The 21,797-nt window shown below is 57.1% G+C and carries 30 protein-coding genes; 15 read left to right on the top strand and 15 right to left on the bottom strand.

Translation table 11 applies throughout. The annotated features are described in order from the left end of the window. Positions 1-12: 12 nt before the first annotated feature. The 12 genes from L904_RS17335 to L904_RS17390 form a co-directional block, all read right to left on the bottom strand. A complete protein-coding gene (locus tag L904_RS17335) occupies positions 13-2,127 on the bottom strand; it encodes a phage terminase large subunit family protein (protein ID WP_031234073.1) in 2,115 nt (704 codons plus the stop codon). Between the two features lie 17 nt (positions 2,128-2,144). Next, positions 2,145-2,750, bottom strand: a complete 606-nt coding sequence (locus tag L904_RS17340) for a hypothetical protein (RefSeq protein WP_035264227.1) — start codon at positions 2,748-2,750, stop codon at positions 2,145-2,147. A gap of 178 nt (positions 2,751-2,928) precedes the next feature. Then, positions 2,929-3,501 (bottom strand): hypothetical protein, encoded by a 573-nt coding sequence (locus L904_RS17345; RefSeq protein ID WP_020811237.1) that lies wholly within the window; start codon positions 3,499-3,501, stop codon positions 2,929-2,931. 230 nt (positions 3,502-3,731) lie between these two features. Then, positions 3,732-4,316, bottom strand: a complete 585-nt coding sequence (locus tag L904_RS17350; protein ID WP_020811236.1) for a transcription termination/antitermination protein NusG — start codon at positions 4,314-4,316, stop codon at positions 3,732-3,734. Positions 4,317-4,396: 80 nt separating this feature from the next. Further along, the gene (locus L904_RS17355; protein WP_155246284.1) at positions 4,397-5,614 is read right to left on the bottom strand and encodes a helix-turn-helix domain-containing protein; all 1,218 of its coding nucleotides are present in this window, start codon (positions 5,612-5,614) and stop codon (positions 4,397-4,399) included. 33 nt (positions 5,615-5,647) lie between these two features. Beyond that, the gene (locus L904_RS17360) at positions 5,648-6,172 is read right to left on the bottom strand and encodes a hypothetical protein (RefSeq protein WP_020811234.1); all 525 of its coding nucleotides are present in this window, start codon (positions 6,170-6,172) and stop codon (positions 5,648-5,650) included. Continuing rightward, positions 6,169-7,974, bottom strand: a complete 1,806-nt coding sequence (locus tag L904_RS17365; protein ID WP_020811233.1) for a DNA cytosine methyltransferase — start codon at positions 7,972-7,974, stop codon at positions 6,169-6,171. Before L904_RS17365 ends, L904_RS17360 begins: the two co-directional genes overlap by 4 nt. Continuing rightward, the gene (locus L904_RS17370) at positions 7,971-9,323 is read right to left on the bottom strand and encodes an MT-A70 family methyltransferase (protein ID WP_020811232.1); all 1,353 of its coding nucleotides are present in this window, start codon (positions 9,321-9,323) and stop codon (positions 7,971-7,973) included. Before L904_RS17370 ends, L904_RS17365 begins: the two co-directional genes overlap by 4 nt. Further along, a complete protein-coding gene (locus tag L904_RS28425) occupies positions 9,320-9,550 on the bottom strand; it encodes a DUF6525 family protein (protein ID WP_020811231.1) in 231 nt (76 codons plus the stop codon). The genes L904_RS17370 and L904_RS28425 overlap by 4 nt, the downstream gene beginning before the upstream one ends. Before the next feature lie 46 nt (positions 9,551-9,596). After that, on the bottom strand, positions 9,597-9,806 hold the full coding sequence (locus L904_RS17380) for a hypothetical protein (protein WP_059775512.1): 210 nt from the start codon (positions 9,804-9,806) through the stop codon (positions 9,597-9,599). Beyond that, positions 9,803-10,273 (bottom strand): hypothetical protein, encoded by a 471-nt coding sequence (locus L904_RS17385; protein WP_020811229.1) that lies wholly within the window; start codon positions 10,271-10,273, stop codon positions 9,803-9,805. Before L904_RS17385 ends, L904_RS17380 begins: the two co-directional genes overlap by 4 nt. A 222-nt stretch (positions 10,274-10,495) precedes the next feature. Continuing rightward, complete coding sequence (locus tag L904_RS17390) at positions 10,496-10,753, bottom strand: helix-turn-helix domain-containing protein (protein WP_031234071.1); 258 nt, start codon at positions 10,751-10,753, stop codon at positions 10,496-10,498. A 30-nt stretch (positions 10,754-10,783) separates the two neighbouring features. Between L904_RS17390 and L904_RS17395 the strand changes: the two genes are divergently transcribed. The 9 genes from L904_RS17395 to L904_RS17425 all read left to right on the top strand — a co-directional run bounded on the left by L904_RS17395 (position 10,784) and on the right by L904_RS17425 (position 16,373). Beyond that, positions 10,784-11,482, top strand: a complete 699-nt coding sequence (locus L904_RS17395; RefSeq protein ID WP_020811227.1) for a LexA family transcriptional regulator — start codon at positions 10,784-10,786, stop codon at positions 11,480-11,482. 245 nt (positions 11,483-11,727) lie between these two features. Continuing rightward, a complete protein-coding gene (locus tag L904_RS17400) occupies positions 11,728-11,910 on the top strand; it encodes a hypothetical protein (protein ID WP_020811226.1) in 183 nt (60 codons plus the stop codon). 68 nt (positions 11,911-11,978) lie between these two features. Beyond that, positions 11,979-12,185, top strand: coding sequence for a hypothetical protein (locus tag L904_RS27840; protein ID WP_155246283.1), 207 nt, complete (start codon positions 11,979-11,981; stop codon positions 12,183-12,185). Next, complete coding sequence (locus tag L904_RS17405; RefSeq protein ID WP_020811224.1) at positions 12,178-13,263, top strand: DUF5131 family protein; 1,086 nt, start codon at positions 12,178-12,180, stop codon at positions 13,261-13,263. Before L904_RS27840 ends, L904_RS17405 begins: the two co-directional genes overlap by 8 nt. A gap of 11 nt (positions 13,264-13,274) precedes the next feature. Beyond that, positions 13,275-13,598 (top strand): hypothetical protein, encoded by a 324-nt coding sequence (locus L904_RS17410; protein WP_020811223.1) that lies wholly within the window; start codon positions 13,275-13,277, stop codon positions 13,596-13,598. Beyond that, complete coding sequence (locus L904_RS17415; RefSeq protein WP_020811222.1) at positions 13,595-14,032, top strand: hypothetical protein; 438 nt, start codon at positions 13,595-13,597, stop codon at positions 14,030-14,032. The genes L904_RS17410 and L904_RS17415 overlap by 4 nt, the downstream gene beginning before the upstream one ends. Then, the gene (locus tag L904_RS17420; RefSeq protein WP_020811221.1) at positions 14,029-15,027 is read left to right on the top strand and encodes a hypothetical protein; all 999 of its coding nucleotides are present in this window, start codon (positions 14,029-14,031) and stop codon (positions 15,025-15,027) included. The genes L904_RS17415 and L904_RS17420 overlap by 4 nt, the downstream gene beginning before the upstream one ends. A 186-nt stretch (positions 15,028-15,213) precedes the next feature. Then, the gene (locus L904_RS28430) at positions 15,214-15,330 is read left to right on the top strand and encodes a ribbon-helix-helix protein, CopG family (RefSeq protein ID WP_234797460.1); all 117 of its coding nucleotides are present in this window, start codon (positions 15,214-15,216) and stop codon (positions 15,328-15,330) included. Positions 15,331-15,512: 182 nt separating this feature from the next. Further along, a complete protein-coding gene (locus tag L904_RS17425; protein WP_020811220.1) occupies positions 15,513-16,373 on the top strand; it encodes a hypothetical protein in 861 nt (286 codons plus the stop codon). 166 nt (positions 16,374-16,539) lie between these two features. Here the strand turns inward: L904_RS17425 and L904_RS17430 are convergent, their stop codons facing one another. Further along, a complete protein-coding gene (locus tag L904_RS17430) occupies positions 16,540-17,142 on the bottom strand; it encodes a recombinase family protein (protein WP_020811219.1) in 603 nt (200 codons plus the stop codon). A 430-nt stretch (positions 17,143-17,572) separates the two neighbouring features. Between L904_RS17430 and L904_RS17435 the strand changes: the two genes are divergently transcribed. The 6 genes from L904_RS17435 (at position 17,573) to L904_RS17460 (ending at position 20,532) form a co-directional block, all read left to right on the top strand. Next, a complete protein-coding gene (locus tag L904_RS17435; protein WP_020811218.1) occupies positions 17,573-18,238 on the top strand; it encodes a ParA family protein in 666 nt (221 codons plus the stop codon). Further along, a complete protein-coding gene (locus L904_RS17440; protein ID WP_020811217.1) occupies positions 18,235-18,519 on the top strand; it encodes a hypothetical protein in 285 nt (94 codons plus the stop codon). Before L904_RS17435 ends, L904_RS17440 begins: the two co-directional genes overlap by 4 nt. Positions 18,520-18,522: 3 nt before the next feature. Further along, positions 18,523-18,834: a hypothetical protein gene (locus L904_RS27845; RefSeq protein WP_155246282.1), complete on the top strand. Its 312-nt coding sequence runs from the start codon at positions 18,523-18,525 to the stop codon at positions 18,832-18,834. Positions 18,835-19,262: 428 nt separating this feature from the next. Next, positions 19,263-19,541, top strand: a complete 279-nt coding sequence (locus L904_RS17450) for a type II toxin-antitoxin system RelE/ParE family toxin (protein ID WP_020811215.1) — start codon at positions 19,263-19,265, stop codon at positions 19,539-19,541. A gap of 133 nt (positions 19,542-19,674) precedes the next feature. Then, the gene (locus tag L904_RS17455; protein WP_020811214.1) at positions 19,675-19,980 is read left to right on the top strand and encodes a HigA family addiction module antitoxin; all 306 of its coding nucleotides are present in this window, start codon (positions 19,675-19,677) and stop codon (positions 19,978-19,980) included. A gap of 129 nt (positions 19,981-20,109) precedes the next feature. Beyond that, positions 20,110-20,532 (top strand): hypothetical protein, encoded by a 423-nt coding sequence (locus L904_RS17460; RefSeq protein WP_020811213.1) that lies wholly within the window; start codon positions 20,110-20,112, stop codon positions 20,530-20,532. Positions 20,533-20,535: 3 nt separating this feature from the next. On the opposite strand, the gene L904_RS17465 is transcribed toward L904_RS17460, so the two are convergent. Both L904_RS17465 and ligD read right to left on the bottom strand, forming a co-directional pair. Further along, a complete protein-coding gene (locus L904_RS17465) occupies positions 20,536-20,799 on the bottom strand; it encodes a DUF982 domain-containing protein (protein ID WP_020811212.1) in 264 nt (87 codons plus the stop codon). Between the two features lie 30 nt (positions 20,800-20,829). Next, positions 20,830-21,792 (bottom strand): non-homologous end-joining DNA ligase, encoded by a 963-nt coding sequence (ligD, locus tag L904_RS17470; RefSeq protein WP_371260959.1) that lies wholly within the window; start codon positions 21,790-21,792, stop codon positions 20,830-20,832. Between the last annotated feature and the right edge of the window lie 5 nt (positions 21,793-21,797).

The raw sequence follows: 21,797 nt of genomic DNA on the forward strand, positions 1-21,797 counted from the left end.
GAGGTTTTTCGCTCAAGAGTATGACCCCCAACGTTTGCGCTGACGCGACTTTTTGCCGGTTGCTGGCGCTGGTTTCGGTTTTTGCTTGCTGAAGGGGCTTTCGTCGGCCAGGTCAAACAAGTCGTTTATCTGTTCCGGTGTGCCGTGAAGATCACGGAGCAAATCGGCCCAGCGATCCGTGGTCAGCCGGCGCTTGTTTTCGAGGTGCCAAGCCAGTGCGTAGGCGTAAACAGTCACGTCAAACCAGTCGTTCTGGCGACCGTTGATCTTTTTCCATTTGCGCCCGGCTTTTGGACTGACCAGCTTTTTAGAGCTGCGCTTGAGGCTGGTTCGCGCCTCTTCGGCCTCATCGACCAGCCGTTCGGCCGTTAGCTCCTGAGCGAATTCACTGTCGCAAAGGTTGGCGGCGAAATGGATGGTGCCCCGTGGCCACTGTTTATCCTCGCCGACGCCTTGCACCAGGTTGGCGAGAGCGGCGGTAACGGCAGTTTTCACATCGTAGAGGCCGACCGGATATAGTAGGACTTTCGCAATCACGCGGTTGCGATGGTCCTTGATATCCTTCTTTTTCGGCGTTCCGAGCCATGGCAGGCCGATGGGTTCGCGACCGTCGAGGGCAAGCACATTCGGCCGGCCGGCGCAGAACCGGTAAACGCGATCCGTTGCCCAACCGGTATCGACACCGGAAATGTCGATACTCTTTTCATTACCGCTCGCCGTGACATAGGTCCGCGAGAGCGCATCCGAAAGCTTGATCCAAGGTTCGTCCGACTTGTCGGGCGATCCCTCGAAAACCTCACGGTCGATAAGGCAATGTTGCCCACGCGGGCCGATGGCGTAGACACCCCACTTGATGCCGTAGCCTTGAACGTCAGCCGCCGAGACCAGCAGAGCCGCCCATTCGGGTATGACGTTATTCGGTATGGCCTCGTCGCGGGCCGCCTGAACGATCTTTTCGTGATCGATTTCCTCGCCGCCCGGATCATATGGCAACGCCAAATCCTGCTGATAGAACGTCTTCAGCTTTGTGGTGTTGCCTTCGGCGTCTTTCCAGCGCTTCCAGATTTCGGACCACTTTTCGCGCGGCGCATAAGCCGCCCAAAGGTGATAGCTCGGTTGCCAGTCTCGGCACCTGCCCTCTAGCGGAGGGCATAGCCATTTCGGCAGATCGGCCGGCGCTATCGCGAACGGCACGGGATTTTCATCCTCCTGAACACGCCGCGCGATCCAGTGCGCCTGTTCTTCCATCTGGCGCTTGTGGCCGTCAAGGATCGGTTCGTTACACCCGAGGCAACGAATGTGGACCGGCAAGCCGCGCTCCGCATCGGGACCGCGCATCTGATCGAATTCGAGCGCCTGATAGGTGCCGCAATGAGGACAGGGCATGTAGCGGTAACGCTGGTCGCCAGCCTCGAAGTCTTCGGTAATGGCGCATTCGCCAGCGATGCCCGGCGTTGATCCCTGCCATTCCTTGGCAAGATCGCCGTACATCTTCTGACGCGCCCGCGCCTGATCGCGAGGACTACCGCGACCGTCAACATCGGCCGGGTAGCCCGTGACTTCGTCCATCGCCAGATACTTGATGGACACCATCTGCAAGCCCTTGGAAGAACCTGCATTGACGATCTGACAGAAGCCGCCGGCGTAACGCTTGAACGCTGACGTGCTGCCCTGTTCGTCGCGGCTGTTGACCGGCAACACCTTGTGAGCGATGCGGGGCGATACCTCGATTGTCGGCTGCAATTTGATGCGGTTGAACTTCGTCGCTTCTTCCAGCGTCGGCAGCACGATCATCATCGAGCCGGGCGCTTGATCCACGATGAAGCAAAACCAGTTTTCAATTGCGGTCGATTTGCCGAGCTGGGCGGCCCAGCGGCACGTCACGCGCCGCGCCGGATGATCCGGATGCAGGCAATCTTGAGGCTCGCGCAGATATGGAACGCGGTCCGTCAGGAAGTCACCCGGCCACGGGGAACCCGATTCCGGCGACACCTTGCGATAAGCGTCAGAAAATTCGCTGATCGTCAGGTCTTCAGTCGGCCGGCTGGCGGCGGCCATTCCGCGAAAGAGGACCAATGCGCCATGGGTAAGCTCTGGAAATCGTGCGCGCGCATTGTGAATGGTCACTGTTAAGCCCGCCCTGATTACTCTTGCTGAACGAGTTCACCGCCTTCGGCTTGGCGCTTCAGCGCTTCAAGCTGCTTTGTCACCTGCTCATTGAAGGTCGCCAGACCGAGTTTCGCGAAGCCCTTCAGGGCGAGGCGAACGGTTCGTTCGTCCCAGCCGAATTTGAGGGAGAGCGTTGCGGCTTCCGGCTCGATGGCGCGCTCGAATGCGCTTTGCATCAGGGCAACCGCATCGCGCCCGGCCTGATCGACTTCATCGACGGTGGTGAGTTCACCCCGCCGTTTGGCGAGGTCCATTTCTTTCAGCTCCGCTTCGGCGAGCGCCTTGCGCGCGCTGCCATCGGCTTGCGTTTTGTTGCGGCTTTGGATGCTGCCCGAGGCAGGTGCCGGACTGGCCACGCTACTGAAAAGCGTCCCGGCCGGGGCAGAGCGGATGCGGATGTTGCCAGACCGATGTTCGACCAGGGCGATGTAATCAACCTTGTTCGACTTTCCGTCTTCGCGAAGCGGCAACGCTTCCGCGTGCTGCTTGAGGTAACGGGAGAGCGTCGAGCGGTCCACCTTGTCGCCGGATTGCGTCAATCGCGCCGCCGCTTCGGTGATGGAAATCCAGTCTTCGTCCATCAAATCCATCCGTGCAAGCGTGCGTGCATCGTGCGTGTATGCGTGTACCGCTTTTCGAAAGTGCAACTAGTGAAATCCCGCAGTACCCCTGTCCCGTATGGTCGATTTTCTTCGAATACGGTCCCTAAATGGGGGGGGGTGGGGGGTGCCGCCCCTCAAAGGGGGCAGGGTCGAAGGGTCACGGGACCAGCTTATCAAGCACCGCCGAGACACGTTGATCGAGGAGCGGCGCGGCGATCCGATGGAAGGCGGCGGCTGTTGCGCCCGTGGACATTTCCACGGGAATGAAGACACCCGACCGCGCGAAGGTGATTTTACTGCCCGACGAATTCAGCCGGTAGTAAACGTGCCCGTTGAACTTCGGAACCTCTTTGCGATCCGGGAACAAGCCGCCCCGCATGAAAGTGCCGGGGTAAAGCGTTGCCTTGCCGAATGGCCTTGCCACCACGCCAGCCGGCGTTTCCTTCGGCCGAAGATACTTGAGGCGAATGTTTCCGCCCCGCGTCGTCATATCGTAGACATACCGACCGGGCCGAGCTGCCGCAGGATTGCCAATAGCCTTGACGATAACCTGCCTTGGCAAGCCGGTCTGTTTCGTCAGCTCACGGATGACAACCGTTTTCGAGCGGTTGCCCACCTGGTTGACGATGCGCGGCAAGACTTTCGGGAATTGCGCATTCAGCGCCTGAAGGCGCTTGCCGTACTTGGCAAGGTTTCTGTCGGCCCATTTGATCGTCAAAACACCAGACATGGCCGTGCCTCCGGGAAATTACCCCTATACAAACGCAAAAGGCGACCGGTTAAGGTCGCCTTCTGAAAACATAGCTATCGCACCGACCCTGACTCGATGCCTCAGAAGCGAGGCCGGCAAGGCTGGGTTCCGGATCGCCTGTTCCCTGTAACCGTCTGGTTAGCTTTGGCAGCGTCTAGCGCTGGCATATGAGGGTGGCGAATCCGAAATATCCGTTGCCCAAATGACTCTCACACCTTTTTCAGAAATGCAAGCGGCAGTGTGACGGGCTTTAAACGATCCCCAAAAGCCTCAATCCAAACGGTTGCTCTGGCGTTTCTGGCGGCTGTTACCTGCACCACGACGCAATCATGACCGGCAAAAGGCCCGTGGGTGATTTGAACTTTGCTGCCCTGCCCTATCGAACGATCAACGGCCATGCGGCTTACATCGTTCGTGTCGCAGATGGCCTTCAGCTTCGTAACATCAGCCAGCCGGACTTCGTAATAGCCCGTGGAACCGCCCACGAAATCCACCACGCCCTCTTGCAGTTTCAGCCCAAAGAACGCTTCGGCCGAGGGCAGCACCCTAACCAGCATGTAACCGGGCAGAAGCGCGCTTTCGCCTTCGACCTTCACCCCTTTTTTCACAGCCGTCCAACGCTCGCGTGGCACGAAAACGTCAACGCCGGCATCTTTGAGGTTTTGTTCAAGCGTCAGTTCCCGGCCTCCAAAGACCGCCATGCAGAACCATTTTGCCCTTGTCGGCTCATCCTCGAAACGCGCCATGGCGGCGGCGCTGAGTTGCTGGATTGCAAGTCGCAGCCGTCGCGTCATGCGCCTTTTTTGCCATTCCGATGGCTCGTTTTGTGCGCAAACGTCCACTTGCGCCCCTGATTTCTTTCCCCGCATCCGCGTCAAACCTTGCTAATCTGTGTTTCAAATTCGGTGATAGCGGCCTCAACAGCCGTATCGAGATTGGTTTCGTCCGGATCGACGGGCGGAAAGCGCATTCCCATAGGCGGCACCCATGAGAACCATGGCCAGCATCGACGTTCGTGCAGACGCTTCCACGCCGCCAGCAGCTCGCTATCAGGCGCGACCCATTGGAACCGTTCGGAAACCGGCTCCAAAAACGTGGAGCATCGCCAAGGCTCGCGCCGTCTGGCCGCAAAAAGCATCCCCTCGACAACGCTTGCGCAGTAGTCAATCAGCTTATTGCGGCTGATTTCCTCAAAAGACTTTTGGCCGGAATCGACCATGATCTTTTCGATAGGCGCTAACCGGATTGGCTGGTTTGAGGCCGTCAAAAGCATTTCGAGCCATGTCGCCATCCAGAGATTGGAAAATGATTTTGCCGGCACTTTCGCGACCGGACCACTCGCGGGTGGCAGCTCTTTCCATGCCTTTTTCCGCAAGTAGATGGCTGGGCTGTAGGGCTTCACCCTGCCCTCAATCCACCTGAGATACGATGGCGTCAAACGGATGCAGTCACGCCGATCCGCGTCAGCCAGCTTGTCCCATTCCGCTTTCGCCTCGTCACGGCTGTAATCTTCGTGGCGCGGCCAAGTCGGTTTCCACCGCTCAAACTCGCGGTTTATCCGCTTTCGCTCTGTCGGCGTCAGTGCGCGCTCGCCCGCGCCTCTTTCTGGAGAGTTAATTGGAGAGGTAAGTGGAGAGTTATTATAGAGGGGGCGCTCTGCCCCCAGCTTATGGGGCGCAGCGCCCCCAGCTTCGGGGCGCAATTCCCCCACCTCGCCAGTGCTGGCATCGTCATAAGGTGAGGGCATGACGCCGCCACCTTGCTGCAACAATTCTGGATGGCTGTAGCCGTCTGGCCAGCGTGCAACGTACTTCTTTTGACGCCATTTTTGACCCTTCATCCCAGCGCTTTCCACCCGCAACCAGCCTTTTTCTTCGGCAGCACGCAGATGAATCCGGATTGTCTTGCGGTCACGCCCGCTTTTTTCGACCAGGTCGCCAATGGGAGGAAAGCAACGGTCGCCCTCGCGGTTCATGAATTCGGAGAGCACGCGCAGAACGTCGCGCGTCGTCGCCGGCAGATCGGAATTACCGATTGCCCAACGCCACCGCCACATCCGCGATTGCTCCTTTCGTGTTCTGTTTTCGCTCATTTTCTGTCCTTAATCCCCGACATATGCTCGATTTCACCCTTTCCAGTTTTCGTAAGCGCGGCGCAGATCGAGCCATCTGCGGGCCGCTTGCGTGTCTTCGTTGAGTTGATTTTTGGAACTGATCGCGAGAACGCTTTTCAGCCGCGTATCGGCCGCCGTTTGCGTTCGGACCTGACCGCCCGCCGTGGTGGCCTCTAGGAAGCGCCAGAACGATGGTTCTTTCGCCGTAATGGCTGCATTGGCCGCGTAGTTCTTTTCGCGTTCCTTGCGGTCCTCATGGCCCAAGGCGCGGCGCAGGGCGGCGATGATCTTGCCGGCCCTTTCACCAACATCGAGAAGCAGTCGAGCGACATCGAGGCCGAGCGCGACCAGCTCGATTTCGTGTGACAAGGCATCCTTGCTGAAGGTTGCGATAATGGTCGCTTCGTCCATGTGGCGAAACGAGACCAGGTGCACCCGGTCATCGTCGGTTTCGACAACCCATTTATCGCCGGCCAGCCGGTCCGCGAGGTAGCGAACCCGATCAACCTTCCGTTGTTCGGCTTGATGATCCCTCATGCGGCGACCGCCTTGACCGCGAGGTGATTGCAGTTTGCCGCCGCGAGTGCTTTTGCCACGGGCGGGCAAACGCTATTTCCAACACAGGAAATCTGCACTTCCTTCGTGAATGGAACCCACGCCGGGCCGCCATTATGGCCTATCTGCGAGCGATCGTAGTAACCATCGATCTTGTAATCAGCCGGGAAGCCCTGCGCCGTGTAAAGCTCGCGGGGCGTGAGCATACGCATGCCGATATCGACAACAACAAATGTCAGGCCGTCGATATCCAGCGTGACGAACTCGCGATCATCCCAAAGGCCATGGGACCGCATGAAATCCGCCACCTGCCGCGCGCGAGCTGCTTGCGCCTCCGTGAATGGCGGAATGCCAATTTCTGCCTCAAGATGAGCGTGGCGCGCCTTACAAGTCGCGGTCCGCATCGGCTCATCGCCGCGCGAACCTTCGCCAGTCTCGTAATAGGATTGAAGGAACGGCAGTATCAGACGGCTTTTGCCCTGCCCTTCCGGCATTACAGTGCCGCAAGGCTGTTTCATGCTGTGGCCGGTAGAGGTTCCGAAATCCCGCGCCACGTAAGCGGCAACGAGTTGTTGATGGCTTCCAGTTTGGGTGACGGCCGACAAAGGCGCGGACGCCGGACGGCCCGGATTTACTCCGCCGATGCGTCGGCTATCGTTATTGTGCTGGGCCATGAACGCGCAAATGACGGCGTTTTGATCCTTATCGCTGGCAGTGATGGTATGCGCGGGCGTCCGAACAGAACGGTTTGCCCCTCCCTGCTGGGCGTAAGTCAGCACAGGCGCGACCAAGGCATGCTTGCCGCTACCGGCAACAACGGTTCCTAATGGTTGATCAGCTGACATGCAGCGTGGCGCTTGCCCTGCCCGCTCACCGTATCCGACCTGCACCAGGTATGGCCGACCGGCACGCAACACAAACCTGTCAAAGCCGCGCGCCACCCGAGCCAAGGAATTGTCAGCAAGGGGCCGCTTGGCTTGCACGCCGTGCTTTTCCTTGATTTCTGCAGTCGTGTCGAAGATTGAAGGGCAAGGAATGCTGTAGTCGATGCAGTCACCCACGATAGGCCACGGGAGCTTGCGGCCGGCAATTACTTCCGGATCATCCGGACGGCCATGCGTTGGCACCGGCCATACAATGGGCTGGCCGTCAAAACGAATGATGATGAACAACCGCTTACGGATCGTCGGCGCGCCATAGTCGCACCCGCGCAGCTCGCGGCTTTCCATTTTGCCGCCAAGCTTGCGGATGGCCTTGCACCACTTCCGATAGCTTTGCCCTTTCTTTTCAGGATCAGGCATTAGGCCGCGCGGGGTCATGATGAGCGGGCCGTAATCCTTAAATTCCTCGACATTCTCCATCATGACGACATCGACCTTGCCGCCGCTTTTCTGGATGCGTTCAATCCAGCCGGGAATGATCCAGCAAAGGTCACGGATATTCCGCTCTACAGGCTTGCCGCCCTTGGCTTTGCTGAAGTGCTTGCAGTCAGGCGAGAACCACGCCAGTCCAATATGCTTGCCGCGCAGATGGTCTAGCGGATCGACCTTGTAGACGTTTTCCGAAAGGTGAATTGTGTCCGGGTGATTTTCCTCATGCAGCCTAAGCGCCAGAGCATTGTGATTGATGGCATAGTCTGGCGACCGGCCAAGCGCTTGCTCAATGCCCGTCGAAGCGCCGCCGCCACCCGCGAAGCTGTCTATGATGTACGGTCCATTTGGGCCGATGGCAGGCGTCGCCGCCAAAAGCGTGCTTGCGAAAAGTGCACCAACATGAGCGTTCATGCCGCACCGCCTTCCGGCGCGCCGGCTTGATTGCCCCAAAAATCCCATAGGCCGTTGAGTCGAATATCGCTTTCGGCCAGACTGTCTTTGCGCTGAAAAAGTTCAAGCTTGCGCAGATTAGGCCACAGCCGGTCAATCTGCTCGGCGAACCATACCGGTTTGCGGCTATGCTCGGTCTTGGCCTCACAGTGTAGGCTGGCTGGCTGGGTGCCCTCTAAAGGAGCCATCGAAATGGAGCCGCGCTTTCCTATCAACAGCAGCTCGTGACGATCCCGAACCCATCGACCCATGCCGATGTTGACCTTGTCCCAAGCCATGCAGGTGACGTACTCAAAGCCCCAAGCTTCAAGCACGGCGATGCCGTCAGGCAGGCGATTGGCGGTCACCCAAAGATAAAGCACCGCATCGCGTGTAAACGGCGACTTGTCGCCAGCGCAGAGCGCCTTGATTTCCTCTACCGGCATAGGAGGATAAGGAAGCCCCTTGTCCTGCCCGGTTTCGTCGCTCCAAGCCTCTTGCTTCCATGGCGGATCAGCATAACCAACCGAATACGCCGCACGCGGCATTTCGGCCGTGGACCTGCGGCCCTGCTCAGCAATCAGGCTGATCATCCGAAGGCGTGACGCCCGACTACTTGCGCGCTCGGCATTGCGAACGACCTTGTTTTCCGCCTTCACCGCCCTGTCAGCAGCGAGTAGCGCGCGGACATAGCTTTCCTGCGCTTCGGGCGTCTCAATCTTTTTAAGATGATCGAGCGTCACCCCGTTGTTGTGTCGGGTGCCGATGAGCTGCTGAATTGCGGACTTGGAAATCTTTTCGCCACGCTCGACATCGCGCCGGATGGAACGTTCATCCCTACCAGTCGCCTCGGCAGTTGCGGCGGCAAACGACTTGGCGTCACGGACAACTTGTCCGCCACGTCCCTGCGCTGCGTTTGAGGCCAGAGCCTGCGCAACCCCTTTGGCCGTTTCCGGGTATTTGATGAGATGCAGCTCTTTGCGCCGAGCCATGAACAAAGCGCGCTCGGCGACACTCAAATCGGAGCGGATGAGGTTCTCGTCAATTTCCCATAGCTCGCGATCCGTGTCGTCGCCCTGCTCATGAAAGCAAAGAATGGTTGACATGCCCAACCTGGTGCACGCTTCCAGACGATGACCGCCGGCGCTAAGGCGAACCGTCGCATCCGCCTCATCGCCATACACCGTGATAGGGGTTTTAAGACCAACCGCTTTGATTGAATCCATGAACGAAAGCACTTTGGCTTCATCCAGATTGCGCAGCCGGGTTCCGATGATGATCTTTTCAATGTGCCGGGCGACGGCAATCTTCTTCTTTGGTTCGAGGATCATCGGCTAGGCTCCGTCCGAACATAGTTCCCGTGATCCGACGCCTTCAGCTTTTCGGCGACGCGCTTGCCACTCATTCCGCGCGCGAGCATCTTTTCGGCCGCCTGCGGATGAAACTGGAAAGCCGCACCAGAAATGGCGCGGCGAGCATCGACCGGGAGAGCATCGAAGCGCCGCATCGTCGCGGCCTTTTCTGGATTTGGGGGAGGAAGCCGATCTGGACCGTCCATCAGTCAGCCCTCACGATGACATCGAGATATCGCCGGCCGCTATCCTTCAGATAGACGCGGGCTGGCCCGGTCTTCGGTTCTTCGATCCGGCAATATCCGGCCTCGTGCACGCCTTGGCACGGTCGCGATCATAGATGCGAATGAGGCTCATCTTTCCGCCCGCCACATCGCGCAGCATGAAAAGAAACTGCCGATCCAGCCTGCTAAGTGGCTTCTGGAAAATCCGGGTGGCCGGTGAGTTGCGAGCGGGCTTCATTCGTCACCGCCGATCATCATCGCGTCGAGGCGGGCCAAAGCGATCTTTGCGGACGCAATTCGCTTGCGGATTTCCTTCCGCTCGTAAGCATCCGCATGGCCGTCCGACAGTGCGTTCGCAACCTCATCGACCACATCGTCGAGTACGCGATCAAGCTTGAGCAGGCTCAGCGGGCAGAGCTTGACATCATCCCCTTCCGGCAGATCGTCACGGACCAGCGCAAAGCCCAGCTCCCTTGCCATCGTGGTGACGATGAACGGGTGCGGCGATCTGCGATCCAGATCGACAGCAAGATCAACTCGAATGAAATTCTCTTTCCACTGCTCGTCTTGCGATGCGTATTTCGACAACGCGGAAATGCCGACGCCGAGCAACCCGGAGGCGGAAGATGTTCCGCCGACCGCATCATATGCTGCCTGCGTATTAGCCTTGAGAGCACTTTCAAAAATCTTGGAATTCTGACGCACTTAGAGACCCCACAAAAGCAAGGAAAAAAAATCTGGAAATGATTCCGTGAATGCCGTTCGCAGGCGGCGTATTCAGGTGACAGCTACAGAGTTTTGGAGATCACCCGATGCGAAACAAAGTTAGAAACCCGCGCCAGAGCATCAGTGAGATTGCGCCCCGGCGCGGGCCGCAGCAGGCCGGGAGGAAAGGCCGCGCGATTGGAAACTATGGTGGTGCCCGCTCTATTCATTTGCGGCACCTGCCGGTTCAGAAAACAGGTCCGAGCGATTGGCTTTCAACCATTCAAGACGCTGGTTGTGCATGTCGATGACGGCAACGTCATTGTTGGTCACATCACGGATGCGCTCGACCAAGTGAGCATCGGCGCGATTTTCCCCGTCCTCGTAACGCTGATAGGTGCGCGCCCTCTCGATACCGAGAAGCGCCGCCATGTCAGCCAGGGTCTTTCCGCGCGTCAGTCGCCACTCTTTCAATCGCATGGCCGGGAATATGTCGATAAACGACAATAAATGTCAATCAAAATACTTGTCGAAAACCGACATACCGCATTTGTCGAAAATCGCTATAAAGAAACCATGACAAATCAGATCAGAAAAATCCGGGAAATGAGTGGCAAGACGCAGGCGGAAGCGGCTGCGGTGCTTGATATCACTACTGAAAATTACAACCGGCTGGAAACGGGCAAGACGCAGTTAACCCTTTCCAAGATAGAAAAGCTGGCCGAGTTTTTCCACAGGCAGCCGGCCGAACTGATCGCCAGCCACGGCAATGTGCGGACGGTTAGGGTGCGTCAGCATGTGCAGGCGGGGGAATGGGCAGAATCACTGCTCTGGCATGAAGACGATTGCTATGACGTAATCGTTCCAAATGATCCAGAGTTTCAGAATGTCATGCTTTATGGCGCGGAAACGCGCGGACCGTCTATGAATAAGCGTTATGCCGAAGGTTCGGCAGTCATTTACACCAGCCTGATGGAAACGGGAGAATCCCCTATCCCCGGCAAAAGATACATCGTGGAGCGAGAGCGTGCAGACGGCTTGCGCGAAGCCACGGTGAAAACGCTGTTCAAGGATGACGAAGGGAAATTCTGGTTGCTGCCGGAATCGAATGATCCCCGTCACCAGCAGCCCATCGACTTGAGCGGCGGCGATAACGACATCGTGAGGATCGTAGGTAGAGTGACGTTCTCGGTACAACGCGAGACGTAAAGCAACCAACCACAGCACCCGAATTTTTCAAAGACCTATGTCATTGATCGACATAGGTCTTTTTTTGTTCTCCTTATGTATTGTCGAAAATCGACATTCGGTTGCTTGACTTTGATTGTCGTTTATCGACATATTCCCGCCATCCCGAACCGTTGAGCCCCCTCACGGCAGAAGGGTTCCCGGATGGGCGGCTTTCCTCGAAATGTCATGCCGCCCATCCACCTCAACAGGATGGAGAACCAGGCATGAAACAGCGCTCGCAGGAAGAGAACAAGATCATCAACAAGATGGCGGATGCAATTTTGGGCCTTGGCGAAGGTTGCACCGAGAACGATATCGCCGACCGATTCACCCGCGAACAGATCAAAAAGTACGGCGAGGAGGCCCGCGAGCTGGCCGGCCGCCTCGCCCGTCGCGAAGCGGCCTAACGCCCCTTCCGGTTTCCGCACCTTCGCCTGCGCAGGCAGGTGCGGTTTCCCGAATAGACGGACAGGCCATGCCCAAAACCCCAGCACCGAGCGACTTCCAAATGAATGCCAGCCCCAGCCGGAAGCCAAGATCGCTTTTCCGCGTCACCTATCGCGACGGCGCGACGTTGACGACAACAGCCGCCACTTCGGTTCTGGCAGGCGCACAGGCCGAGCGACAACGCCCCGGCGCGATCAAGAGCATCAAGTTTTTGAAGAAGGTTTCCCATGGCTGAAACAACGAACATTTCGTGGGCAGACATGACGTTCAATCCTTGGATTGGCTGCACGCGGATCGCGCCGGCTTGTGATGGCTGTTACGCTGCCCACCTGATGGAAACCCGCATGCACCGCGCCGAGTGGGGCGGGCCGGGCAAAGGCAACGGCACCCGCGTCCGCACCAGCGCCACTAACTGGCGCAAGCCGCTTGCATGGAACGCCAAGGCCGCAAAGGAAGGCACGCGCCCATTTGTGTTCTGCGCTTCGCTCGCTGACGTGTTCGATAACGCCGTCCCGGATGAATGGCGCCGGGATCTATTCGATCTTATCCGCGCCACGCCTCACCTCGTCTGGCTGTTGCTGACGAAGCGTCCGATGAACATTGCCAAGATGGCCGAAAAGGCCGGTGGACTGCCGGAAAATGCAGCGATCGGAACCACGGTTGAGGATCAACCGCGGGCGAATATCAACGTGCCGGCATTGCTGCAGGCGAGCGTCGATCTATGGCACGCCAAGACGCGCCCGCTCTTCCTGTTCCTGTCATGCGAGCCGCTTATTGGCCCCGTCGATCTGACGGCGTTCAAGGAATACCAGGCATCCAAATATCATACCGACGCTTTGCGCGGCAAAGTCTGGATGCGGCCGGAAGACAACGACATGCCCAGCACATCCAATGTCCACAACGGCCGAGACTATGTCGGCCTTTGCCACAGCATTCAGTGGGTAATTGCCGGCGGCGAAACCGACCAAGGCGAACACAAGGCGCGGCCGGCGCATCCGGATTGGGTTCGCGGCCTGCGCGACCAGTGCGCGGAAGCCGGCGTTGCCTTCCATTTCAAGCAATGGGGCGAGTACGTGCCCCAGCTCGGCTCGGTCACACTCGATGATGACCCGGAAATCAGCCGGTATGATTGGATGGAGTGGACTGGCGAGGAATGGGAGCACTGGCATAAGCCCATGTGGTGCGACGAGCTGGACCCCGACCACAGCATGATCCGAGCCGGCAAACGCAAGACCGGCCGCTTTCTGGACAGCATCGAGCATAACGCCCGCCCCGTCGCCCCTGCCCTCACCCCGAAAACCTCAGCAGCCTGAAAGGCGATCCGATGATGGAAGCGACCACGACTAAAAAACTTCAATGGCACGCCCTCTACAGCGATGGCGGCGAGGGCGAGCCTTGGATGGCCTACGTTGAAGGCCATCACGACCTGTTCGCTTTGGCACCTACCGCAGAGAAGCAAATTTGCGAGGCGTTTCCCTGCCACGGCAGCACCATCACGGAATATCTGGACAACGCCGGCGGCGCGGGCCTTGCCCATTTCTGGCTGAAAAAGGCCGATGAAGCCGGCGTGGACGGTCAACCAGTTTACGAAACAACAAATGCTAACGAAGACGGTGCGTTCGCCGTAACCGGCGTGAGGTTCGAATGAAGAACTTCGCGCAGGAACTCGAAGCCGCCGCCCGCAAACTCGCCAAAGCCGTCGAGCATGACATGAACGGCACCATGGGAAAGGGCGGGAATGGCGGCCTGCTTTCAGATACGACCTTGCGCGCAGCCCATGAAGTGCAAGCTATCTTGAGCCGACCGAACCCGAGGAACAACGGCACGCCCCTGACGTACCCTGATGAGCTGACGGGCGATCTTAAAACGGTGCTGTCCAAGATGCTTTGGGAAACCGGCCAGATAGCCGAATTGCTGCGCGCTGGCGGCGAGGCGATTCCACATCGAGCTGAAGACGAGCAAGCCCATGTTCTACATTGGCTTATCAAGCTTCTCCTAAAGCACGGTGACGATTATCGCACCGCCGCTGTCGAGCATTTGAGAAAGTGCGATGTCGCTCGCAACAAGGAAGCCACCCAATGACTAATCACCCTGTTACAGATGAGTTCATTGCCCAGCGCTGGCCCGAGATCGACACACCGGAAGGTCGTGAAGAAATCCGCCGCGAGTTTGATGCGCTCATGGAGCAAATCAGAAACGCCGCTTGGAAACCTTTCCCCCGGTTTCATGATCATATGGCGAGCATTGTGGTTGAGAAGTCGAGAACACTTCCGGATCGACTTAACAACCTGAAGGCCGCGCTTGCGGGCATTCCGCCCCATCTGCTGAAGTATCAGTGGAAGGCCGATGAGCGCCCGCACTTCGGCAACAAGTCAGTGCGAGTGGAGCCGACCGATGTTGTGGGAGATGATGGTCACGGCTTCGGCCGCCAGTGGATTGCCCGCGTCAATCACGTCTCCAAGAATTACGTGGGGACGCTTGCCGACTTCATAGCCGCCGCCAACCCTGACACTGTCGGCATGATGATTGCCCGAATTGAGTACCTCGAATCTCTCGTCGCCGAGCGTACGCTTGATAGTGCTGAGGCACATCGCATGCGCACTATCGCGCTCGATATTCAGGAAGGGTACATACAGCTTTCAAAAGCACATGAATTGGCGCCAACCATCGCCGGGTTTGAGCGGGATTATCCCGAACTATATTGGCACGTTGCCAAGGGGAAAGTCAGTGCAGGCGAACCACTATATGGGGCGATTATCACCGACAATCGGGGGACCGAACTTGGCCATGGCGAAAGTGACATGAGCGCGCTCACAGCGTTCAGAGCTGCCCTCGCTAATGCCAAGCTTCCGGCAGCTTACATAGAGCAGGACATTGCCACGCTTGAGGCGCATCTGAAAAACCTGATTGCTGAACATCCAGCAATGGCCGCGCTCGCGACGAGCTACCAAGACCAACGCATGTGGTTCGTCGCCAAGCTTACCAGCATCGCCAGCGGCAGAGTACCCCTTACGAAGATCGAGGCACTGGTAACACAGGCCTTGTCACCGACCAAAGGCGACCCGCGCCCTAATTAAAGATGCCGGGTGTTGCCAGCGTCGAACGCCATCACCGAGGAAACTTTGTGACGCCGCTTGCAGAATCACACGGAATCACTGTTACCTGTAACCATCATGCAAAAAACACGCGCACCCATCAGTAAACGAGTTGCAGCTCATCGGGAAAGACAAGCCGCCGCAGGTCGCGCGGAGGTTAGTGCCTACATGCCCGCCGAGCTGGTTGCAGCAATCGACAGGATCAAACAGGAACGCGGGGCATCGTCCCGCGCCCCGATATTGGAAGAGGCCGTCAGGTTTTATTTAGAACAAACAAGGGCATAAAATAAAAAGCCCCACCTTTGGCGAGGCGGGGGCTTTTTGGATAAGTAGACAAAACGATCTTGAGAACCGTCGAACAGTCTCAAGATAGTTCAGAATTAACGAACTCGCAAGATGTTAGCGCTTGCGGGAGCGCTGATTTTTTGTCTGCTGTCCATGCCCTCTTGAGAGAGGACAAAGGAACCATGTTCCAGCAGATTGGCGCGGTGCAGGCGAAATCCGGCACCAGACGAACCGGCGCACCTGTGCGCAGAAATTCCCGCCTGAAGGGCAAGTGCGAGGCGGTATTCTGGAAGCCCCTGCCCCGACACGAAGCCCGCGAAATCCTGCTTGCCGCGCGCAAGTATGAGCTGGCAATGAAACAGCCAGGTAAGCGCACCGGCCCGCTCGGTCATGTCGCGCTTGAAGTGCTGGACTACCTCACCAATCTGGTTGATTTCGGGAACGGCCGGCTTGATCCGTCCATCAGCACTATCATGGAAAAAATCGGCCGCGCCCGAGCTGCGGTATGCCGCGCGCTCGATGCACTTCGCACCCACGGCTTTGTTGATTGGTTGCGTCGCTATATCCCAACCGGCAACGAGGGCGCAGGCCCGCAGGTGCAGCAGACAAGCAACGCCTACCGCTTGAGCCTGCCGGCGCGCGCCAAGGCGCTTCTTGGCAAGTATGCGAGGAAGGCCGCGCCCCTGCCCGATGACGCTGCACAGGCCCGTCAGGAACGCCAAGACGCCATCAAGGCGCACATGGACAGCCTTTCGCCGGCAGATCGCCTAAGGGAGACTGTAGAGGACCGGGTACGCGCCGAGCAGTTGGCGGGTTATGTGGAGCGGGCAGCAAAGAACCGCGCAGAACGGGCCGAGGAAGGCCGCCAGACGCCGGCAGCAAAGCAGATGCAGTTTCACTACACCCAGCCGGCTACCGCGAACCCTGCCATCGAGCGCATCCGCAAAAATTTGGAGGCACGAAAGGCCGAAAAGCTTTTGAATGAGCGTGAGTTCACTGAAAGAACTGAATCCGGTCCTGATTTTTATAATCCTGCGGATTAGTAAGCGGACGCCGCTTGTTCGGTCCGCTATCGCGGCCCTGCGGCGGTTCCGAACCGCGTTAAAGTGCGGTTCGGCGGCAACCTATACGCAGTTTCAGGACCGTTCAGACGCCCGGATAGGCTTCTTGGCTTATGAGAGGTCGCAAGGGGAAATCTTGAAGGGAATATTATTCCAAATCGCCCGGAGCAGCGTCTTGCGATGCACCTTTAAGGCGAGAGATTGTCAGGCGGCTGGTGCCGAATTTTCGGGCCACTGCGGCTATGCTGGTTCCGGCCGCCAGATCGGCAAGCGCCACCTGTTTTTGCCGATCCGTCAGGGCGGGCGGCCGGCCGAAACGTTTTCCCTTTTCGCGCGCCCTCGCCACGCCTGCTTGCGTGCGTTCAATATTCAAATCCCGCTCGAATTGCGCGACGGCGTTTAGAACGTTCATTGTCATGGTGCCGGCCGAGCTGGTGAGATCGAGGCCGCCCAACTGGAGGCAATGCACCCTCACCCCGTTTTCGGCGAGCATCTTGACCGTGCTGCTGACATCGATGGCGTCACGGCCGAGGCGATCCAGCTTCGTGACGATCAACACGTCGCCCGGTTCCATCCGGTCGAGCAACTTCATAAAGCCAGGTCGTTTAGCAGCCGGCGTACTGCCCGAAATCGTTTCGGATATGATCCGGCGCGGCTCGACCGAAAAGCCAGCGGCCGAGATTTCTGTAATCTGGTTTTCGACCGTCTGTCCCGTGGTTGACACTCTGACATAAGCGAACGTGCGCGACATAGCTGTTTCCCTGTTCAAAAGTGTCCCGTTCTTTTTGAGCATGCAAGAAAGTCGGGATAGGCACTTTTGAGCAGAACCGCCCTGCCCTGTCTATAACCGGACGGTTTTGAGCATCCTGCGAGCGGCGAGCGCGAGGGGTCAAAGCATTGTTAATGCGTGGCGCTTTCGTCAGGTTGAAAATTAAGTCTCTGTTTACTTTCATCACTTGGCATATCGGATTTAGGCGCATACCCGGTTCGAATTTTAACCGGGTTCAACTCTTAATCTGATTAATTTTTAAATCGGATTAGTTTAAATACCCGATTGACGTACAAACCGGATTCATAATTATATCCGGTTAGTTCAGTTACCGGATTTAAAAATTAATCCGATATCAACTTTTACCGGGTATCTGAATAAACCAGATAATTATTTAAACCGGAGTTCTACCATGCCCGTTGTCGTTATCGCCTCATCTAAAGGCGGCGCAGGAAAATCAACCACCGCTGTCCTGCTGGGCACCGAGCTTGCCCGCAAAGGCGTGCCCGTCACAATGCTGGACTGCGACCCCAATCACTCATTGAGCATATGGGCAGGGAAGGGAACCTTGCCCAGTAACATTCAAGCGCTGACCGATGTCACGGAATCAAGCATCGTGAAGACGATCAAACAACACGACGTCGATGGCGCGGTTGTCATTGTTGACCTTGAAGGCGTTGCCTCGCGCATGGTTTCGCGCGCTATATCGCAAGCCGACCTGGTGTTAATCCCTATGCGAGCCACCATCCTAGACGCCACTATCGGTGCGCAATCGCTCCAGCTCATCGCGGAAGAGGAAGAAGCCATAAACCGGGAGATAGCGCATGCGGTTGTTTTCACAATGACACGCGCCATTCGTTCGAAGCAGCAAAACGGGATTGAAGCCTCTTTGAAGGAAGGGGGAATAGACATCGTGGAACCGCCCCTCATGGAACGCGCCGCATTCTCGGCTTTGTTCGAGTTCGGCGGTGACCTGCATTCGATGGAAACAAAGCAAGGCAACATGTCATCTGCAATCGAGAACGCCGAGGCATTCGCCATGGCTGTTTACAAACGTCTGACGGAGGCACTGAAATGACCGATTTCAAACTTGATCTAGGCGCACTGAAGCGCACCCCAAAGGCAGCAACCGAAGCGGCCATCGCCAAAGCCGACGCAGCAGGTGAGGCGAGGGGGTTTGTTGACCGATCACCACGCGGCAAGCCCGGCCGAAGGAAGAGCGAGCGCACCGGCCAGGTGCATGCTAAGGTACTGCCTCACGTTTCGGACGAGATCGCCGAGGAAGCGGCTCGTCGAGGCGTGGTGCAGGGCGTAATCATAGAAGAAGCATGGGCACTCTACAAAGCTAGGAGAGAGTGAAGAATGGTCGATCCAGAAAAGCCTAAAAGCTATTTTCTTTGGGCGGCAATGGCAGCAAACGCGCTGCCGAGCGCTATGCTTGGAACACCCCGATACGAAAACACTTTTGAACAGATGGTGAGAGAGTGTCAGGTTCTGACCGGTCGCAGCCATCGTGTTTCCTCGGCAGGAATGCGGCGGCTACTACATCTTGCAATGACGCGGCCAATTTCGCTTTCGCTTCTGTATGGCGAGTGGCGGCAGCGCACCATGCTTCAACGATGGGGAGCTATTCGTAGGTATGGTGACGTATTTTTCACAAAACAGGGCGGTTGATAGGCCGTATTGGGAGAGGCGCAGCGTGGAATTCAAAGGTTCATTCCAAATCGACCAAGACGCCATTAGGCGGCTCCAAGAAATCGCAGATAGCGAGTGGCCGAAAGTTCTAGAGCGTATCAAGCTCCAATCTCTGGCGAGCGGTATGGAGGTCAAATACGACTTATCCAATTGCGGAATGGAGTGGTCGCCAGTCTTCTGGCACGAAGTGGACCACCCGATAGCATGGATGCACAATACCACAGGCGAACGCCGCAAAGGCGCAACCTATCCAGACGAACCCGCATAGCGGTCGTATAAAAATCTTTGTCAGCAAAAAACTTACATCACCCCTTGCATAGTGTAAGCAAAAAGCTTACATTGACCTTGTGATCAACAACAAGAGAAAGGGTTCAAGATGGTGATTTAGGACATGACGGAGATGGCAAGTGATTAAGGATTTCAAGGACAAGGGGTTAAGCGAGCTATTTGAGACAGGCAAAACTTCAAAGATCGATCAGAAAATGCATCAACGCATTAAAGTTCGATTAGACCGCCTGGAGCAAGCAGCATCCCCAAGCGACATGAGGCTGCCGGGCTTCAATTTTCACCCTCTAAGTGGGTTCAACCCCACTAGATATACAGTTCACGTCAACGGCCCATGGTGCATCACATTTGAGTTTCTGAATGGCGATGCATACAATGTTGACTTCGAACAATACCACTAGCGAAACCAGTGCCAGCCAGACGCCGCTTGTCTGGCTGGCGCTTAAAAATAAAAAAAACCCACAGAAGTAACAACGCCACACGAACGACGAGCACGATGGAGAGTGCTGGTTGTTCCGCTAATAGGAGACGAGAATGGCTTATGAGGTAGAGAGGCCCCTGAAACGGTGCCCATCTCATCCGGGCGCATTACTCAATGATATCATCCCGGAGACTGGGAAGACGAAGGTAGAGATAGCAAACATGCTGGGAATTTCCCGGCAGCAGCTGTACGATATTGTTAACGAGAAGAAGCCCGTATCGCCCAACATTGCGGCGAGGTTAGGCAAGCTGTTTGGAGATGGAGCCGCTATCTGGCTCAGGATGCAGGCAGCTTACGATGCTTGGCAGGCAGAACATAACGTGGACCTGAAGGACGTACCCACTTTAGAAGTTGCCTGACGCGGAGCCCATGACCAACAAGAAAGCCGCTCACCCTCATGAGCGGCTTTTTTGTATCTTGGAGTCTACCGGCGATTGCTTGACACTTTTTGCATATGAGAACATTCATAGAACAAAAAGGAAGGATCAATGCCCGCGCCGCTCCTTAAATCACCCGAAATTCAAACGACAATCAGGAAGCCGCTAAGCTGGCCTATGCTGATTTGCCATCAAGGTGAATGGCAGGTTTGCTACAAGGCGAAGGGAAAGCTTGACTGGCGAACGATCACCGCGTGGGTCTACGGCCGGGAAAGCATTTTCTTCTGCGAAGTGGGGCAGGAGCAACATGTGGTGGACCTGCCGGACCCTAAAAAGGTGCCTTTCTTCGACACAAACTTTCCCTTCACCGTTGATGAAATCACAGACGAGGGCTTTCGATGCATGGAGCTTGCCGGCGCTGGCAACATCATGGCGGCTAATGCCGCCTACCAGGTCTACAAGCAAAATATAAACGGCATCGTGCGGCTGCGACATGGGGGCCGAATAGTGCGGCGATCCGATGAAGAAAAATAGTCGCTAGAAATCTAGGTCATCATCTGGCGAAACAGACAGGAGCGCTTCATGGGCGGCCTCAACAAACGCCGCGCGGGCATCTTCCGGTCGATCATCCAAGCCGTTTTCCAGCACGGCCGAGCAGACCATGAGCGCAGTGACATAAGCTTGCCCATCCGTGCTTGCCGGCCATTTGTCGAGCAGGCAGCGGGCCAAGTCCGTTACCGTTTCATAGGTTTCGAAATCACCCCAATTGACCGTGATCGGTTCTATCCTGAATTCGCTCATCAGGGGAGCTTACACTAAAAGCGGCGGCATTTAATCAAGCCGGTAGACGTCCGCGTTATCCTGCCGCTCCCTGAGGCCTTTGTAAGCCGCATGACGTAGCTTGCGATCCGGCGTCGTCTGGCGGAACTCTATTTCCGCAATAAGCGTCGGCTGCACCCAAACGACCTCGCGCCGGCCCGAATAGGTCACAGGTGGCTTTTTCTTCCGCCAAGCTAATTTATCGAGCATCCGGCGCAGCTCGTTTGCGGCGCGCTCTTTAAATCCCGTGCCGACGCTTCCAACGTAGCGCAGCTCGTCGCCGTCATAGGCGGCCAGCAAGAGCGAGGCAAAGCCGCCGCTTGCCGACAGGGAGGGTTCATATCCCACGATCATGAACGGTTCGGACTGGACGCATTTCACCTTGATCCAGTCGCCAGTTCTTCCGCTCCGGTAGGGGCTATTTCGATCCTTGCCGATGATGCCTTCCAGCCCGAGGCGGCAGGCATGGTCGAGCATCAAACCGGGATCGTCTGTTTCCACTTCTTCCGAAATTCGGATAGCACCCTCAAAACCGGCCAGCATTTCTTCAAGCAGGTGGCGGCGGCTCCTATACGGCAGCTCGCGCAGATCGCGCCCGTCGAGGTAAAGAAGATCGAAGGCGTATAGCAGGGCATTGCCGGCCGTCTTCTTGCCACTACGCGCACCCACGGCACCCAAGCTGTTCTGTAGCGCATTAAAATCCGAGCGCCCTTGTTCGTCCAGGACGACCGCTTCGCCGTCAATGATGAAAGAAGCCGGCCCGAGGTCGCGCGCCGCTTGCTCGATAGCGGGGAACCGTGCAGCCCAATCATAACCGCCGCGCGTCAATATCCGGACACCGTCCGCGCCGGCGTGCACTGCGAGGCGATAGCCGTCCCATTTTATTTCCCATCCCCACTTATCGCCCGAGGGCGGCTTTTGCTTCAGCAGCGCAAGGGCGGGTTCGACACGCGCCGGCATTGGCTCCAGCGGCAATGCCG

Origin of the sequence: Agrobacterium sp. LY4 (assembly GCF_001526585.1) — a bacterium.
GTDB lineage: Bacteria > Pseudomonadota > Alphaproteobacteria > Rhizobiales > Rhizobiaceae > Agrobacterium > Agrobacterium leguminum.